17 protein-coding genes are annotated in these 17445 nt (G+C 55.9%); 10 read left to right on the top strand and 7 right to left on the bottom strand.

Annotated elements, in window-relative coordinates:
- Positions 1-26 precede the first annotated feature (26 nt).
- The 3 genes from ttrA to ttrB are packed head-to-tail and all read right to left on the bottom strand — an operon-like array spanning position 27 to position 4835.
- Positions 27-3092 carry a tetrathionate reductase subunit TtrA gene (ttrA, locus tag OGW13_RS21155; RefSeq protein ID WP_287116445.1) on the bottom strand — a complete coding sequence of 1022 codons (3066 nt, stop codon included), beginning with the start codon at positions 3090-3092 and terminating at the stop codon, positions 27-29.
- Positions 3085-4107 (bottom strand): tetrathionate reductase subunit TtrC, encoded by a 1023-nt coding sequence (gene ttrC / locus OGW13_RS21150; protein ID WP_099434105.1) that lies wholly within the window; start codon positions 4105-4107, stop codon positions 3085-3087. Before ttrC ends, ttrA begins: the two co-directional genes overlap by 8 nt.
- The gene (gene ttrB / locus OGW13_RS21145; protein ID WP_287116444.1) at positions 4107-4835 is read right to left on the bottom strand and encodes a tetrathionate reductase subunit TtrB; all 729 of its coding nucleotides are present in this window, start codon (positions 4833-4835) and stop codon (positions 4107-4109) included. Before ttrB ends, ttrC begins: the two co-directional genes overlap by 1 nt.
- A gap of 179 nt (positions 4836-5014) precedes the next feature.
- Between ttrB and ttrS the strand changes: the two genes are divergently transcribed.
- From ttrS to ydhT, 9 genes are all read left to right on the top strand, one after another.
- Complete coding sequence (ttrS, locus tag OGW13_RS21140) at positions 5015-6787, top strand: tetrathionate respiration histidine kinase TtrS (protein ID WP_179192513.1); 1773 nt, start codon at positions 5015-5017, stop codon at positions 6785-6787.
- A complete protein-coding gene (gene ttrR, locus OGW13_RS21135) occupies positions 6762-7364 on the top strand; it encodes a tetrathionate respiration response regulator TtrR (protein WP_054176656.1) in 603 nt (200 codons plus the stop codon). The genes ttrS and ttrR overlap by 26 nt, the downstream gene beginning before the upstream one ends.
- Before the next feature lie 93 nt (positions 7365-7457).
- Entirely contained in the window at positions 7458-7667 is a 210-nt protein-coding gene (gene fumD / locus OGW13_RS21130) for a fumarate hydratase FumD (RefSeq protein WP_044254724.1), read from the top strand.
- A gap of 446 nt (positions 7668-8113) precedes the next feature.
- On the top strand, positions 8114-8740 hold the full coding sequence (locus tag OGW13_RS21125; RefSeq protein WP_043000829.1) for a ferredoxin-like protein: 627 nt from the start codon (positions 8114-8116) through the stop codon (positions 8738-8740).
- A 20-nt stretch (positions 8741-8760) separates the two neighbouring features.
- Positions 8761-10863, top strand: coding sequence for an aldehyde ferredoxin oxidoreductase (locus tag OGW13_RS21120; protein ID WP_043000828.1), 2103 nt, complete (start codon positions 8761-8763; stop codon positions 10861-10863).
- 9 nt (positions 10864-10872) lie between these two features.
- Positions 10873-11523 (top strand): YdhW family putative oxidoreductase system protein, encoded by a 651-nt coding sequence (locus tag OGW13_RS21115; protein WP_044254721.1) that lies wholly within the window; start codon positions 10873-10875, stop codon positions 11521-11523.
- Between the two features lie 50 nt (positions 11524-11573).
- Entirely contained in the window at positions 11574-12242 is a 669-nt protein-coding gene (locus OGW13_RS21110) for a 4Fe-4S dicluster domain-containing protein (protein ID WP_044326967.1), read from the top strand.
- Positions 12239-13024, top strand: coding sequence for a thiosulfate reductase cytochrome B subunit (gene phsC / locus OGW13_RS21105; protein ID WP_044254716.1), 786 nt, complete (start codon positions 12239-12241; stop codon positions 13022-13024). Before OGW13_RS21110 ends, phsC begins: the two co-directional genes overlap by 4 nt.
- A gap of 3 nt (positions 13025-13027) precedes the next feature.
- A complete protein-coding gene (ydhT, locus tag OGW13_RS21100) occupies positions 13028-13837 on the top strand; it encodes a protein YdhT (protein WP_287116443.1) in 810 nt (269 codons plus the stop codon).
- Between the two features lie 4 nt (positions 13838-13841).
- Here the strand turns inward: ydhT and OGW13_RS21095 are convergent, their stop codons facing one another.
- From OGW13_RS21095 to OGW13_RS21080, 4 genes are read right to left on the bottom strand one after another with little or no spacing between them, the layout of a single operon-like run.
- Positions 13842-14519: an amino acid ABC transporter permease gene (locus tag OGW13_RS21095; RefSeq protein ID WP_222168080.1), complete on the bottom strand. Its 678-nt coding sequence runs from the start codon at positions 14517-14519 to the stop codon at positions 13842-13844.
- Positions 14509-15291 (bottom strand): amino acid ABC transporter permease, encoded by a 783-nt coding sequence (locus OGW13_RS21090; RefSeq protein ID WP_161804584.1) that lies wholly within the window; start codon positions 15289-15291, stop codon positions 14509-14511. The genes OGW13_RS21095 and OGW13_RS21090 overlap by 11 nt, the downstream gene beginning before the upstream one ends.
- On the bottom strand, positions 15288-16106 hold the full coding sequence (locus tag OGW13_RS21085; protein ID WP_090050027.1) for an amino acid ABC transporter ATP-binding protein: 819 nt from the start codon (positions 16104-16106) through the stop codon (positions 15288-15290). Before OGW13_RS21085 ends, OGW13_RS21090 begins: the two co-directional genes overlap by 4 nt.
- Before the next feature lies 1 nt (position 16107).
- Positions 16108-16941 carry an ABC transporter substrate-binding protein gene (locus OGW13_RS21080; protein ID WP_043000822.1) on the bottom strand — a complete coding sequence of 278 codons (834 nt, stop codon included), beginning with the start codon at positions 16939-16941 and terminating at the stop codon, positions 16108-16110.
- Positions 16942-17173: 232 nt separating this feature from the next.
- Here OGW13_RS21080 and OGW13_RS21075 point away from each other — a divergent pair, with 232 nt between their 5' ends.
- Positions 17174-17365: a hypothetical protein gene (locus OGW13_RS21075; RefSeq protein WP_044265393.1), complete on the top strand. Its 192-nt coding sequence runs from the start codon at positions 17174-17176 to the stop codon at positions 17363-17365.
- Positions 17366-17445 lie beyond the last annotated feature (80 nt).

The raw sequence follows: 17445 nt of genomic DNA, 5'->3' as shown, positions 1-17445 counted from the left end.
CGCGAGCATTGCCATCCGTGCAAGTGTCAGACCCGCTCAATTCTTGCTGGCAGCCCCTGACGGACCGCGGCGCCGGACACCCAGTCCAGCCAGGTGTTACTGATTTTTCGCGTCGGATCGGCAAATCCCAGGTCGTTCAGGTTAATCCCCGATTTCACTTTCGCATCAAACGGCAGCGGTTCACCGTCCAGCGTGTGTTGCGCGCCGCCCATCTCCCGATGCCCATAGCCGTGCTCGATCGCGATGACTCCAGGCATTACGCCGTGCAGCAAACTAATTTTCGCCTCAACCTGTCCACCCGGTGTGGTGATCCGCACCGTGTCGCCATGGGAAAGCCCGAAACGCTGACCGTCCTGCGGGTTCAACGCCACCAGATTGACCGGCTTAACGTGGTGCAAACGTGGGATTACCGCAGACGCACTGGCCATGGTATTGGACTTAAACGAGATAAGTTTGAGCGGCCACTGTGCCAGCGGGAACAGGTCGTCCACCGAACGTCCGTCAGAGAGTCTTGCCGGATACCACGCCGGACAGCCGCTGTAGCGCTCGCCAGTGATAGCATGACGATGAGCGGCAACCTCGGCGTTCCAGATTTGCAGCGGTTTTTCCCACGCGTTGCCGACCCGGTTTTCTGCCCGTCCGCTCTTGTCCGGTGCGAAACGCCCGCCGCGTGAGTAGATAAACGCCACCCGACGCACTTCTTCTGCCTTTAGCGTCTGCTCAATGACGGGCATAATGCGGCGGACGCCTGTGAGTTCAATATCTTCCGTTACCGCTTCGGCGACCGGGGCCTTCCCCATAAACGCGATATTGGCGGCAACGCGCAGATAGTAGTCTTCGGCACGATTGAGCGGATAATGGTTCCCTGCGCTGTCGGATATCGCATTGTCGCCAAACCCCGGCAGATGCAGTTGCTTTGCCACCGCGATGCAGAATGCCTCCATCGAAACCGGCTGACCGTCGGCGGTTGTGGCGGTGGCAGCGGTAACAATCGGCCAGCGAGCGGTGGTGGCTTTACTGGCGACGCCAGCCCACGGCGCGCTGAATCCCCAGCTTTCGAAATTATGCGTGTCCGGTACGATGTAATCCGCAAGGGCTGTTGTTTCGTTCATATACGCGTCGATGGCAATAAACAGCGGCAACCGTGCCGGATCTTTCAGCTTTTCTTCGGCCACCGCGCGCAAACCGGGTATGCCATACAAGAGATTGGTCATGTTGGAGATCCACGCTTTCAGCGGGTACGGATACCCCTCCAGCGCGGAACTCAGCAACTCAGTCAGTTGACCGGCGACAAACGGATACCACGGTGCTTTAGCCGGGAAGGGGGAACGCCCGGCGGCGACCTTGTCACGGTACTCTTCAGAAGATTCATACGCCGTTTTGCTTCGCGCGATGCTCAGCCCTTTAGGCTTCACCTTTCCTTGAAAACTCGCCATGTTGTAGCGTGGGCCGTCCGTTGCGCCGTTGAATTTTCCGCCGCCGACAAAGACGCCGCCTTGCAGACTGAGGTTGCCGATCAGCGCGTTCAGCATCATCACCGCCCACGCATTATAGAAACCATTTCCTGCCATCATGCCGCCGTGGGTGACGACCGCCGCTTTACGTCCGTGACGGGTAAAGGCATCCGCCAGCGCGATGATGTTGTCCTCAGCCACACCGCACTGTTGGCTGTACTGCGTGAGCGTCATTTTTTCCGCCGATTCTTTCAGACACTGGAAGCTGCTCTTCACCGTCACGCTACGTCCGTCGGCGAGCGTGACCTGGCGCGTGGCAAACAGCGTGGCGTGCAGACAATCACTGGCGGGGGCCAGCTCGTTGTGTTCATTAACAACCAGTGGATCATTGGCCGCGGAAGGGTCCAGATGGCGACGCGTTAAGTGCTGTCCCGCCAGTCCGGGAAGATCGTCGGCGATCACCAGATGCGTGGCGTTGGTCCAGCTCTTCTCGTCAGCGTGTTGCATGGCCTTTGCGCCGGGCAGCGCCAGATAATCGGCGTTGTAGCGTTGGTTTTCGATAATCCAGCGGATCATTGCCATCGCCAGCGCAGAGTCGCTGCCGGGGATCACGGGTAACCAGTGACCGTGATCGTCAGCTAACACGGTGGTTAACGGCAGCGCCGGGGCGACGACCACATAGCTGAAATCACCGCGCAGGCGTGCGCTGGAAAGCTGTCTGGCCTGGCGTTTAAACGGGTTGCCCGACTGTGCGGGCGAGGTGCCCATAAACAGCGCGAACTCGACGTTATCCCAGTCGGGCTTTACGTGGGTGTTTTTATCGAGATCGCCCATCAGCGCGCCGGAACCTGCGCGATAGGCCAGTCCACAATAGGAGCCATGCGCGCCAAAGTTCTTGCTACCGAAACTGTTGAGAGCAAAGCGGCGTAGAAATGTATCTCGCCCATCGTCGCTGGTATTGGTGACCAGAAGCTGGTTGGATTTAGGACCAAACCCCGGATGTTGCGGATCAATGGGGGTCGACGGGGCATAAATGGCGCGCAGGCCGTCAACGTGACCCTCGCCAAACAGGTCGCCGCCTTCCACCACTTCATTGATCAATTGTTCAAAGCTGATGCGCTGCCATTTACCTTCGCCGCGTTTACCGACGCGTTTCATCGGCTCAAGAATACGCAACGGGCTGTACAGACCTTCCAGTTGCGTCGCGCCCCTGGCGCAGGCCGTCGAGCGAGCATCAAGACCGTTCTCGCCTGCCAGTTGCGCCATCGCCGTGCTGAATGGCACTGACGCGTCAATATGATGCTCATGAGAAAGCGGATGATACGGGTTGCCGGCAATACGTAGCACCCGGTTGGTTTGTTGATCAACGCGTACCCTGACGCCGCACTGTGTCCAGCAACCGAAACATTGGGTCATGGCGATGGTTTGCTGCGTATTCTGCTGCCAGCGCGGGTGCGCGTTGGCTTCCGGGATCAGCGCGTTACCGATGATGTGGTCGCGGGTGATTTTACCCGAGGTGCCGTTGATCAAGCCGTCAATGGCGCGCTTCGCGACGTCACGATAGCTGAGGGCGAATGTCGCCATACCGCCGACGGCCAGGCCGACTTTGAGCCACTGACGACGGGTTAAATTAGCCATGTTGCAGTCTCCTTGCGAGTCCGTTCACGCTTTCGCGAATAATAATAAGCAGCGCTATCCACAGGCCGAAGGTGCCGAGGATGGCAAGCCAACCGTCGGTTCCGGCGGGCAGGGCGTATGGGTTGAACTGGGCGTTGAATTTCGGCAGCGTCTGCCCCTGAATCAGCAGCGTCCAGCGCATGAGCCAGCATAGCGCCATCGCGCTCAACGCCAGCAGGCTACGCAGAGGCAATGACAGCGGACGACGCAGGGCGATAACGCTAAACAGCAATGAGATCAGCCAGAATGCCAGCCAGCCTGAGGCGTAATGGCGTGCCGATGCGGAGATTGCCAGCCACTGGCGGATGGCCATACCGGAAAGCGTATCGCCGCAGACCCAGAAAATAATGACGGCTGCAAGGGCGAGCAGTGTCAGCAGTTGTCCGAGCGCGAGGCGCTTTTGCGTTGGAAAATCATCGCGCAGCCCGACGATTAACAACGCTAAAAAGGTTTGTAGCGCACTCAGGAACATCACCAGCACAAAGGCATAACTGAACCAGACGGGGCGAGCCTGCACCACAGAGACTTCCCGCCCGGTATAGAGCAACAATCCTATCGCGGTCAGCGCGCTGGCACACGCGAACCATTTTGTGACAGCGTAACTTTTACCAGTGAGTTGCCTGTAAACCTGCGCCAGAAACCAGAGTCCGAGGAACGCGGTAAACAGCGGCAAAAACAGGGCGCCCCACGGCATCCATGACCACGGCGTAGGGTACGCATAGAAATGCCAGACACGGGCTGTCTGGTGGAGATCGGCGGTTAGCGCCAGCGGTGCGGTGATTGCGCAGGTTAGCGTAATCAGCAGCGTCAGGTTTTCCAGGGCGGGATTATCCTTTTTCCGCCAGTGCAGGACGGCACCAGACAGCGCCCCGCAGGCGGCAATACCGATGAAAAAGAAATACTGTACTGCCCAGGGAAGCCAACTCACCGCCTGTGGACGGGTCAGCACCTCTTCAATGATTAAGGGTGACATTATCAGACCTCCTGCCAGAGTGCGGGTTGTGCGCGGCCCATCAACGGGGAGACAAACGCCTCATCCAGTCCCAGATAGAAGACATGGGGCACGGTGTTGTTTTCCGGTTTCAACACCTTGATGGTGTCATGATGGGTGCGGATTAATTGCGAAATACGGCTTTGCGGATCGCGGATATCGCCGATGATGCGCGCGCCGCCAACACAGGACTCCACGCAGGCGGGGAGAAGTCCGGCCTCTAAACGATGGACGCAAAACGTGCATTTATCGGCGGTCTGCGTTTCATGATTGATAAAACGGGCGTCATAAGGACACGCCTGCACACAGTAGGCACAACCGACGCAGCGGGTGTTATCGACCACGACGATACCGTCTTTGCGTTGAAAGGTGGCCTGCACCGGACAAACCGGTACGCAGGGCGGATTGTCGCAGTGGTTGCACAGACGCGGTAACAGCACATTGGTCACCTCATCCGCCACCTGGACCTGATACTGATTCACATGGGTACGGAACTCGCCCTGCGGCGTCTGGTTTTCAATCGCGCAACTGACGGTGCAGGCCTGACAGCCGATGCAGCGGCGCAGATCGACAAGCATCGCGTAACGCTGCTGTGTGGAACCGCCGTGGCGTTCAGGTGAAAAAGAAAATTTCGCCTGCGCCAGTGGAACCAGCGACGCGCCTGCGGTCAGGGCGCCCAGTTGCTGGAGAAACTGCCGTTTACTGCTGTCCATTTTTTCTCCCGTCTCAAGGCAACAACGAAACATTTGTCACGCCGTTGGGTTGCGTGTGATGAATAAAGAATGTCGATGATTTACAGTGTAAAAATCGTGGCGGGGGCAGCTCTATTGTGGTTAACCACATACCCGGCGGGTTGTTGATCTAAAACAACATAATCAACGGGGATAAGGGTGTGAGAGGTAAAAAGGTGATGAGGCTGACGCTGCTGGCGTCGGCCTTAATGTTCAGCGGCGCTTCGCTGGCGGGCGCATGGAATATCGGGATTCTGGCGATGCGGGGTGAGGTCTCCACCCGTAATCACTGGCAGGCGCTGGAAACGCAGCTTAATCAGCAGATTCCCGGAGAACGGTTCCACATTCTGCCGCTGGATCTGCACCAGATGCAGGCGGCGGTCAACAACGCAAGCGTACAATTTGTGGTGACCAACCCGGCACAGTTTGTGCAACTGAACAGCCATTCACCGCTGCGCTGGCTGGCGTCTCTGCGTTCTGCGCGCGGCACGGGGAACGTCATTGGCAGTGCGATCCTTGCCCGGCGCGACAGCGGTATCACCAGCGTGCACGATCTGATCGGTAAAACAGTGGGGGCCATTGATCCTCAGGCGTTCGGCGGCTACCTGCTGGGATACAAAGCGTTGAGCGACGCCGGCCTGCGCCCGGAGCGCGACCTCAACCTGCGTTTTACTGGTTTTCCAGCCGATGCGCTTCTTTATTTACTCCGTGAAAACGCGGTGCAGGCGGTGATTGTTCCGGTCTGCCTGCTGGAAAAAATGGACGAAGAGGGACTGGTTGATAAAACCGATTTTGTCGCGGTGCTCAACCGTCCCGGAAATATTGCCTGTTTAGCCAGTACGCCGCTCTATCCTGACTGGTCGTTTGCCGCGTTGCCTGCGGTCAGTGATGCGCTGGCCGATCGCGTCACCCGCGCGCTGCTGGCTGCACCTGACACCTCCGCGTTCCATTGGGGAGCGCCGGCGTCGACCAGCCAGGTGGAGGCGTTACTGCGCGACGTACAGCAGCATCCACAGCAGCGACGCTTATGGCTGGATGTGAAAAGCTGGCTGATACAACATCAGTGGCTGATGGGCGGGACTGCGCTGATCCTGCTTTTGCTGACCCTGAACTACATCTGGGTGATGCTGCTGGTTCGTCGCCGTGGTAAACAACTTGAACGCAACAGCGTCCAGTTGCGCCAGCAGGAGCAGGCGCTGGAAACGGCCAGGCAGATGAGCGTTCTCGGCGAAATGACCTCCGGATTCGCGCACGAACTGAATCAACCGCTGTCGGCTATTCGCCATTACGCGCAGGGCAGCCTGATTCGCCTGCAGTCTCAGGATCCGGCGCACGCGTTACTGCCTGCGCTCGAGCATATCGATCGGCAGGCGCAGCGCGGGGCCGAGACGCTGCGAAATTTGCGACGCTGGGTGAGTCAGGCTCAGGGAAGCCCGATCCGCACGGAAGAGTGGGAGAACATCAGCATTCGCGAGGCGGTTCAACATGTCTGGCAACTGTTACGCATGGCACAACAGTTTCCGATGTTAATTTTACACAGCAATATCGATCGCGCGTTGACGATGTTGCTGCCGCCGGTTTTGCTGGAGCAGGTGCTGGCTAATCTGATCCTCAACGCGGCGCAGGCGGGTGCCACCGCGTTGTGGATTGACGCCTCAGCGTCGACACAGGGCGTGCACATGACGTTGCAGGATAATGGCGGCGGTATCAACGATGCCTTATTGCAGCAAGCCTTTCAGCCCTTCAAAACCAGTCGGAAAGAGGGGATGGGACTGGGGCTGGTGATTTGTCAGCGGCTGGTACGTTACGGTCAGGGAGAGATTAACCTGCGAAATCAGACCGCGCCTGACGGGCTGCCTGGCGTGGCGGTTGTACTGGATTTTACTCAACAGGAGGACAGAAGCGGCAATGGCGATAATTCATTTACTGGATGATGATGTGGCGGTCACCGATGCCTGCGCCTTTCTTCTGGAGAGCCTGGGCTATCCGGTCACGTGCTGGGAAGAAGGGGCTGTTTTTCTTGCGCAGGCCGATTTGTATCAGACGGGCGTACTGTTGCTGGATATGCGGATGCCGGTCATGGACGGTAAGCATGTCCATGCGGTGTTGCGCCAGCGCGAAAGTACGCTGGCAGTGGTGTTTCTGACCGGACATGGCGACGTGCCGATGGCCGTCGAGCAGATGAAGCAGGGGGCGGTAGACTTTTTGCAAAAACCGGTCAGCGCCAAACCGCTGCAAACGGCGCTGGAGCGTGCGCTGGTGGTATCGGAACAGGCCGTAGCCCGACAACAGATCATCACCTGTTATCGCGCACTTACGGCAAAAGAACGTGAGTTAGCAGGTTTCGTCGTTAATGGACTGATGAACCGCGAGATTGCGCAGGTGATGAACATCGCGGTCCGCACGGTAGAAGTACATCGCGCCAGGGTGATGGAAAAAATGCAGGCGGCAAATCTGGCGGCACTGGTCAACAAATGGCAACAATTGAAAGAAACGCATATCGTTGAATAGTACCGTGAGTTATTTATTTGATTTTCTTTGTTTTTTGTCATCCCCTCCAGTCTGATATATGCTGTTTAACTGGACCAGCAATGAGAGACAATAATGGGAAACCTGACAAAAGACGATGAACTGTACCGTGAGATGTGCAGAGTGGTTGGCAAAGTGGTGCTGGAAATGCGCGATCTGGGACAGGAACCCAAACATATCGTGATTGCCGGGGTACTGAGAACCGCACTGGCGAACCAGCGTATTCAGCGTAGCGACCTCGAAAAACAGGCAATGGAAACGGTAATCAAAGCGCTGGCCAGCTAACCGCATTAGGGGATGAACGCATCCCTTATTTCCTGAAACGCGAATTATTCAGGGACAATATTATCGTTATTGGCTAATTCGTTATATTTGTTAATATATCACGACCGCTTTTTAATTTATAGTTGGGAACAATTTCACATTTATTTGTAATCTTGTGGAACAGTGTTTCACTGTCTTTATGATAATAAATATCACTACGCATTTAATATTTCCCTTCCCATTTTTAATTGATAATGATCAAAGTTATACCTACCAATAACTCCCATTATTTATTTCGCCTAACCCTAAAGGATTAGTTTATTTGCGTTAAGTTGCGTTATTTATGCAATCCGGTTATGGCAGAACTTCAGCTGTGGGAGGCAACATCAGAGGCTCTGTTTCAGCATAATTAGCATCAGCCTGGGACGTGTTGTCGGCACTGCGTTTGCGAAGAGGATGCAAAATAAATGAACCAGGTTGATCGTCCATTATTAGATACTGGCTTAACGCGGCTGGAATTCCTGCGTATATCAGGAAAAGGCCTGGCAGGGTTAACCATCGCGCCCGCGTTACTGTCACTTTTTGGCTGTAAGCAAGAAGATATCGATAGCGGCACCGTGGGGTTGATCTCCACGCCGAAAGGGGTGCTGGTAACCCAACGCGCCCGCTGTACCGGTTGCCATCGCTGTGAAATTTCTTGTACCAATTACAATGATGGTGCCGTCGGCACCTTCTTTTCCCGCATTAAAATTCACCGTCATTATTTCTTTGGCGACAAGGGACCAGGCTCCGGCGGCGGCCTGTATGGCGATCTGAACTACACCCCGGACACCTGTCGTCAGTGCAAAGATCCGCAGTGCATGAAGGTGTGCCCCATTGGGGCGATTACCTGGAGCCAGGAAGACGGTTGCATTGCCGTTGACCACCGACGTTGTATCGGTTGCAGCGCCTGTACTACCGCGTGTCCCTGGATGATGGCCACCGTCAATACCGAAACGAAGAAATCATCAAAATGTGTGTTATGCGGTGAGTGCGCCAGTGCCTGCCCGACCGGGGCATTAAAAATCATCGAGTGGAAAGATATTACTGTTTGAATCTTGCAAAGGAAAACATTATGGCTAACGGTTGGACAGGTAATATTTTACGGGTCAATCTTACAACAGGCGATATTACCCTTGAAGATTCCAGTAAATTTAAAAAATTTGTCGGCGGTATGGGGTTCGGCTACAAAATTATGTACGACGAAGTTCCCGCTGGCACTAAACCCTTTGATGAAGGCAATAAATTAGTTTTTGCGACGGGACCGCTTACCGGATCCGGCGCTCCATGCAGTTCTCGCGTTAATATCACGTCGCTCTCTACATTCACAAAAGGCAATCTGGTTGTCGATGCACATATGGGCGGTTTTTTTGCCGCACAAATGAAATTTGCCGGCTATGACGCCATCATCATTGAAGGCAAGGCGGCATCCCCCGTCTGGCTCAATATTAAAGACGACAAGGTCACGATTGAAAAAGCCGATTTTCTGTGGGGGAAAGGCACCCGTGCAACCACGGAAGAAATTTGCCGGATGACGTCACCAGAAACCTGCGTGGCGGCGATTGGTCAGGCGGGTGAAAACCTCGTGCCGCTCTCTTGTATGCTCAATAGCCGCAACCACAGCGGTGGCGCAGGGACCGGCGCGGTGATGGGATCGAAAAATCTGAAAGCCATCGCCGTGGAAGGGACCAAAGGCGTCAACATTGCCGATCGCAAAGAGATGAAGCGGTTGAATGATTACATGATGACGGAGCTGATTGGCGCGAATAATAACCATGTTGTGCCCAGCACACCGCAGGCATGGGCGGAATATTCCTCGCCCGCGTCACGCTGGACCGCACGCAAAGGGTTGTTCTGGGGCGCGGCGGAAGGTGGGCCGATCGAGACCGGCGAGATCCCGCCGGGTAATCAGAACACCGTCGGCTTCAGGACCTACAAATCGGTCTTCGATTTAGGTCCGGCAGCGGAAAAGTACACGGTGAAAATGAGCGGCTGCCATTCCTGTCCGATTCGCTGCATGACGCAGATGAACATTCCTCGCGTGAAGGACTTTGGCGTGCCGAGCACCGGCGGGAATACCTGCGTGGCGAACTTCGTCCATACCACCATTTTCCCGAACGGTCCGAAGGACTTTGAAGACAAAGGCGATGGCCGGGTCATCGGCAACCTGGTGGGTCTGAATCTGTTTGATGACTACGGCATCTGGTGTAACTACGGCCAGTTGCACCGCGACTTTACGTATTGCTACAGCAAAGGGGTGTTTAAACGCGTGCTGCCGGCGGAAGAATATGCCCAGATCCGCTGGGATCAACTGGAAGCGGGCGATCCGAATTTCATCAAGGATTTCTATTATCGTCTGGCGCATCGCGTGGGTGAACTTAGCCATCTGGCGGATGGGTCGTATGCCATTGCCGAGCGCTGGCAACTGGGTGATGAATACTGGGCGTATGAAAAAAATAAACTGTGGTCACCGTTTGGTTTTCCGGTTCACCACGCCAACGAAGCCTCGGCGCAGGTGGGGGCCATCACCAACTGCATGTTCAACCGCGATTGTATGACCCACACCCACATCAATTTCATCGGCTCGGGTTTGCCTTTAACACTCCAGCGGGAAGTCGCCGCGGAACTGTTTGGTTCACCAGACGCCTACGATGAAACGAAAAATTACACGCCCATCAACGCGGCAAAAATTAAATATGCCAAATGGACGTTGCTGAAAGTGTGCCTGCATAACGCCGTCACGCTGTGTAACTGGGTCTGGCCGATGACCGTGTCGCCGCTGAAAAGTCGCAACTATCGCGGGGATCTCGATCTGGAAGCCAAATTCTTTCAGGCCGTAACCGGTGATGAAACCACTCAGGCCAGTCTCGATTTAGCCGCAGAACGTATCTTCACTCTACATCGCGCCTACACGGTGAAACTGATGCAGACCAACGATATGCGCAATGCGCACGATCTGATCTGCTCGTGGGTGTTTGATAAGGATCCGAAGATTCCGGTCTTTAGCGAAGGCACCGACAAGATGGACCGCGACGATATGCGTGAATCCCTGACGCTGTTTTATAAAGAGATGGGCTGGCACCCTGAATTGGGCTGCCCGACGCGTGAGACGTTGAATCGACTCGGCCTGGAAGATGTCGCCGATGACCTGGCCGCGCAGAATCTGTTGCCGGCGTAAGGAAAAAACATGAGCCAACCAGAGGAAGTGAGCCAACTTATCGCGCCGGATGTCGATCTCGAAAAGCGGCAGTGGTTGCAGGGGCGACATGAGCCGATAGCCTGCGCGGATGAACAGGCGGTAGCAGAAAGCCCTGCTGAGATTATGGCGGATTTTATCCGCCAGCATTCGGCGAACGGCCAGCTTGTCGCGCGCGAGCTGTTCTTGCAGCCGCCGTACTCCGTAGAAGAGGCGGCGCTCACACCGCTACTGGACACGCTCAAAGAGGGGCTCGCCGGCGAGGATATCGCCTGTGTGCAGGGCTCTCAGGATGAATATTACTACTCAACCCAGACCATGACCGCCAACTATGCCGGCATGTGTGTTCAGGTGGTGGAAAAGGATATCTGTCGGGCAATCGCACTGGCGGTGCGCTTTGACTGTCAGACCTATCCGCGTCCGTACAAAATCGCCATGCTGGAACAATCGCCTTACGGTTTCGCGCCTGAGCAGATAGAAGCCGCGCTGGCCGCGATTGAAACGCACCCCGACTATGCCGATATTCGCCCGGTCTCGTCGTCGAACGACGTGCCGTATTTATTCAGCGAACGCTTTATGAGTTACGGCAAAGCATACGGCTTGTGCGAATGGCTGGAAGTTGAGCAGTTTCAGAATCCCTGAATTCATGGAAAGCGTGGACGAGCGCGACCACAGCATTAGAGGATAACAAGATGTCCTTCACTCGACGAAAATTTGTGCTTGGCATGGGAACGGTCATTTTCTTCAGCGGACCCGGCCAGACGCTGCTGGCGAAGACAACAGCCAGCGGCCCCGTTCGTTACGTCATGATCCATGATGAATCGCGATGTAATGGCTGTAACATCTGTACCCGCGCCTGTCGCAAAACGAATCATGTTCCCGCGCAGGGAAGTCGCCTGTCGATTGCGCATATTCCCGTTTCAGATAATGACAACGAGACGCTGTATCACTACTTCCGTCAGTCCTGCCAGCACTGCGATGATGCGCCCTGCATTGAGGTTTGCCCGACCGGTGCGTCGTGGCGCGATGAGAACGGGATCGTTCGTGTCGACAGTTCGCGCTGCATTGGCTGTAGTTACTGCATCGGCGCGTGCCCCTATCAGGTGCGTTACCTGAATCCGCAAACCAAAGTAGCGGACAAATGCGATTTTTGCGCCGAGTCGCGACTGGCAAAAGGCTTTCCGCCCATTTGCGTGACCGCCTGCCCGGAACATGCGCTGCTGTTTGGACGCGAAGACAGCCCGGACATCCAGCGTTGGCTACAGGAAAATAACTATTACCAGTATCAACTTCCGGGCGCGGGCAAACCCCATCTGTATCGTCGGTTCGGTCAACATTTGATTAAAAAGGATAATGTATGAACGCGTCGCAGAATGCTGAACAGTTCCAGGCCCAACTGGCAAATTATGTGCCGGTATTTTCTCCCGAGTATTGGCCCGTCTGGCTGGTGATCGCCGGACTTCTGCTGGTGGCGATGTGGCTGGTGCTGGGGTTACACGCCTGGCTTCGCTTTCGCGCGGCCAACAAGGCAGCCGCCGGGCATGGTGAGAAGGTTTACCTGTATTCTCGCGCGGTACGCTTGTGGCACTGGTCGAATGCCTTGCTGTTTTTACTCCTGCTCGGTAGCGGGCTAATCAACCATTTCTCTCTGGTCAGCGCGGCGGTAATGAAAAGCTTGCTGACGGTGCACGAAGTCTGCGGATTTTTGCTGCTGGCGTGCTGGGTCGGTTTCGTGCTGATCAATGCGTTGGGCGGGAACGGTCATCATTACATTATCCGTCCCCAGGGTTGGGTGGCGCGAGCGATGAAACAGACCCGTTTCTATCTGTTCGGCATTATGCAGGGGGAAGCGCATCCGTTCCCGGCAACACCGCGTTCGAAGTTTAATCCGTTACAGCAGGCGGCCTATGTCGGGGTGATGTACGGATTGTTGCCATTGTTGCTGCTGAGCGGATTGTTGGCGCTCTATCCGCAGGTCGTGGGCGACCTGTTCCCCGGCGTACGCTACTGGTTGTTGCAGGCGCATTTCGCGCTGGCAATCATCAGCCTGTTCTTTATTTTTGGTCACCTCTACCTGTGCACTACGGGCCGCACGCCTGGCGAAACGTTCCGCTGCATGGTCGATGGCTATCACCGGCATTAACGTATGCTGATCACGCGAGAAGATATACGCAACTGGCGGGTTGGCGCGGTGATGTACCGCTGGTTTCTGCGCCGTTTTCCTGAAGGCGGCAACTACGCTGATGTGCATCGGGCGTTGAGTCGCGAAGGTTATCTCGACTGGGCGAACAGCCTGGTGGAATACGCCTGGTCGCGCTGGCTGGATGAAGAAAATTTTGCCCGCCAGGATATCTCCGCCATGTCGCGACTGGCGCGGCCAGATATCTCAATGGGCGATCAGCAGGTGGCGAACGCGGGTGATAACGCGAATCTGGGCTGTGCGGGTGATAACATGAAGATCGCCAGCGCAGGCTATGCGTCACAAATTGCCAGTGCGGGATACTGCGTGCGCATTGGCAGCGTTGGCTACAACAGCCATATCAGCAGTTCCGGGGATCGCGCGCGGCTGGCCGCCGCAGGAAACTCCACGCGAATCAGCAGCGCCGGTAACGGAACGCGGATCGCCAGCAGCGGGATGCGTGTGCGGGTGAGTTCGCTCGGTGAAAGAAATCATGTCGCCAGTAACGGTGACCTGAGCCAGATAGTGAGCTTTGGCGCCAATGCGAAAATCGCTAACAGTGGCGATAATGTGCATATCATCTGTAACGGCGATAACGCGATCGTTGCCAGTAGCGGGGTGGTGGATTCCGTCGTGCTGGGACCGGGCGGCTGCGCGGCGCTGGCGTATCATGACGGCAAACGCATGCGTTTCGCCGTCGCGGTTGAAGGTGAAGCCGGGATCCGCGTCGGTGTGAAATACCGACTCGACGACGCGCACCAGTTTGTTGAGTGCTGATCGTTCAACGAAGCGCAAACCCTCGCCGGGTCGCTTTCTCCAGCCCGTAGCAAAGCAGATAGTAGACCAGGCCCGTAAAGATGAAGATAGCCGCCGGGTAAATCTGTTCCCGGCTGTTAACCTGTCCCGCCACCGTCGTCAGTTCCGGCACGTTGACGATAAACGCCAGCGATGTGTCCTTCAGCAGACCAATGCATATCCCGGTCAGGGAGGGAAGGATATGGCGTAACACCTGCGGTAGCAGAACCCTTCTTAATGCCTGAACAGGGCTAAAACCCTGCGCCATTGCCGCATCATATTGTCCGGCGGGTAGTGCGTTGAGTCCCGCGTACACAGAATGCATCACCGACGCAGCGGTAAACCAGGCCAGCGCCAGCGTCACCGTTGCCGCACCGGGCAGATCGCTGCCGGTAAGCATAGGGAGCAGATACCACATCCAGAAAATAACGAAGATCAGTGGTATCCCGCGTATGAGCTCTGCCCAGATGAACAATCCCTTACGGATGACGCCCGGAAAACGCCAGGCGAGAGCGGCAAGGGCAATACCGGCAGGTAAGGCCAGCACCGCCGCACCCAGCGCCATCATCAGGGTCAACAATACACCGCCAGGTTGACCGTCGGCCAGTCGTCCCCACAGGAGATAATCCAGATTGTCGGTTATCACCGCAATATTAGCGATCATGCTGGGGACTCCTGAACCGGAACCGGCGGAGTTGCGGCTTTTTTTCCAGTCGGGGGGCGGGCCCCAGATGGGTCAACAGCAGACCGAACGTCACGCCGGTGAACAGATAAAGCGCAGTGCCCACGGCAAAGGCCTCCAGCGCATGGGCGTTGTAGCTTTCAATCTGGCGAACCTGGTAGGTCAGTTCCGCAAAGCCAATCCCGCTGGCTAATGACGATAGTTTCATCAGGTTGAGATATTGCCCCACCACCGGTTGCCAGGCATTGGTTAGTCCCTGCGGCAGCAGGATATGGCGGAAGGTCTGCCATGAGGAAAATCCCTGTGAGATCGCGGCTTCGCGTTGTCCGGCGGAGACCGCCTGCAATCCGGAGGCGACTTCTTCGACCAGGAATGCCGAGGTAAAGACGCCGAGTCCCCACGCTGAGCAAAGAAACTCGGGGGTCAGCCACCAGACGTTGCCGGGCAGGATTGACCAGCCATGCTCTGCGTTGACAAAAGCAATAAAACTGCGCGGCAGCAGGTTCCAGCCGGCGAAGTACCAGAACAGCAACTGGACCAGCAGCGGGGTGTTACGAAACAGCGATACCCAACCAGCCACCAGGCGACGGCCCATGCGATGGCCGGAAAGACGAAGGGCTAACAGCAAGATGGCCAACAGCGTGGCGAGGAAAATGCCTGCGGCGCTGACCCACAGCGTGGTGAGAAATCCGGAGAGGATCCATTGCAGGGGCAGGCCGGTGAGCACTCCCTGCCAGTCCATTGACGGCATTATCGTGATAACTCCTGATGCAACGGATCCAGCACTTTTTGCAGAAAACGCTGGGTGCGCGGGTGCTGCGGCCGGGTAAAAAAGGCCTCCGGGGAGGCGATTTCGAGAATATCGCCGCCGTCGATAAACACCACCCGGTCGGCGATTTCACGGGCAAAATGCATCTCGTGGGTGACCACAATCATTGTAATACCGCTGTGCGCCAGACGTTTCATGACCTGTAACACCTCACCGATCATTTCCGGATCGAGAGCAGAGGTGGGCTCATCAAACAGGAGAATTTGCGGCGAAGAGGCCAGCGCGCGGGCAATCGCCACCCGCTGCTGTTGACCGCCGGAAAGCTGTGCCGGATAAGCACTCGCTTTCTCTTCCAGCCCGACCTGTTCCAGCAGGGCATAGGCGCGTTGTGTGGCGTCGGTTTTATTCCAGCCGTGGACGTACTCCAGCGCGAGGGTGATATTCTGCTGCGCCGTCAGATGGGCATACAGATTGAACTGCTGGAATACAAAACCAATGCGGCTACGCAGCTGTCGCAGCGCGGCCCCCTTAAGTTGACCGACCGGTTTGTCATCAATAAAGATATCGCCGCCACTCAATGATTCCAGTTGGTTAATCAGGCGGATCAGGGTCGATTTCCCCGATCCCGAGGGGCCAAGAATAGTCACAACTTCACCGGGTTCGACGGTGAGACTGACACCGTTGAGTACCCGGTGATCGCCGTACGCTTTCACCACGTCGCGTAACTCAACTCGCGCCTGGCGCAATGTGTGGAAATCCGCAGCTCCGGCTGCGGACGGGGTGAATAAACCAGCCAGCATCTTATCTGGCCTCAATTTTAAAGGCGCGCGGCTGCGGATTTTTCGTTTCCGGGCCAAACCAGACATCATAAATTTTGCCTGCCTGCCCACTGGATTCGAGTCGCAATAATTCATCGTTAACCGCTTTCAACAACGCCGGTTCGCCTTTCTTCACGCCCACGCCGATTTCCTCTTTGCTGAGTAAATCCGGCAGGATTTTAAACTGCGCTTTGTCCGGTGCGCCACTGAGCAAACCCGCCAGGATAGTGGAGTCCTGAGTGATAGCCTGCACGTTGCCGTTGCGCAGGGCAGTTAACGCCAGCGGGATATCATCATAGGCCAGCACACGGGATTGCGGGAACCGCTGATGTAGCGCCTGCTCACCGGTGGTTCCTTTCACTGCGCCAATGCGTGCGCGGCTGTACTCATCCAGCTTATCGGGTGACGAGGCAGGCACCAGGAATTGCTGACCGGTGACAAAGTAGGGCACAGAGAAGTCGATGACCTGGGCGCGCTCGGGGGTGATCGTAATATCAGCAACGATCAGATCGGCTTTCCCCGATTGCAGCAGCGGAATACGGTTAGCGGGATTGGTGGCGACCAGTTCCAGTTTCACACCCAGCGATGCTGCCAGCGCCTGAGCGAAATCAACATCGTAACCCACGATCTGATGGGTTTTCGCATCGACGGAGCCAAACGGCGGGTTAGCGTCAAACGTCGCAACCTTGACCACGCCTGCGGCCTTGATATCAGCGAGTTGATCGGCCTGCGCCTGAATGCTCAAAAAACTCGTGGCGAGCATGACGCCGAGGGCGAGAATCGTTTTTTTCGTACGTTGTGTTTTCGTTGCCATCATTTTCTTTGATATCCCTGAAATTATTGGTTTGTCCTTTTACGCTCCCACAACCCGAACCCGCAGCAAAAGAAGAAAAAAGTCTTATTTATATGCAAAAAGTTATTAGTGAACAGTGTGTTAACGAAGGGTTACTAACGAACAAAAACAGATAACGGTGCGCAGAATTCGCATTTCATTTTTTGTGCGGTTTGCGCTGCAATGAAAAGCACCTGACAAAACAGAGGAGCCGGAGATGGAGAAGGTAAACATGCAGATGGCGCGTCGTTGGATGCGAGTTGCCATCACGCCAAAGCGGACCCGACAGCCCGGTGCAGAGGTCAATCTGCAGCGCGTTGTGGAGTCCATTCTTCCTGTCGCCAGCCTGTATGGCGTGGACATTGCTAACATTGACCCGGAGTGGTTTCGTGATCAAACAACACGCTGAACACCGTCGGATGCGCGAGGTGTACTGGAATGAAATCTGCACTCACCACGGAGATGCAAAGGAAATAAAAGACGTTGAAG

This window comes from Citrobacter sp. Ca225 (assembly GCF_030337175.1).
Classification (GTDB): Bacteria; Pseudomonadota; Gammaproteobacteria; order Enterobacterales; family Enterobacteriaceae; genus Citrobacter_A; species Citrobacter_A amalonaticus.
Note: the sequence above shows the minus strand (reverse complement) of the source record. Positions and strands in the feature narration are given on the sequence as shown.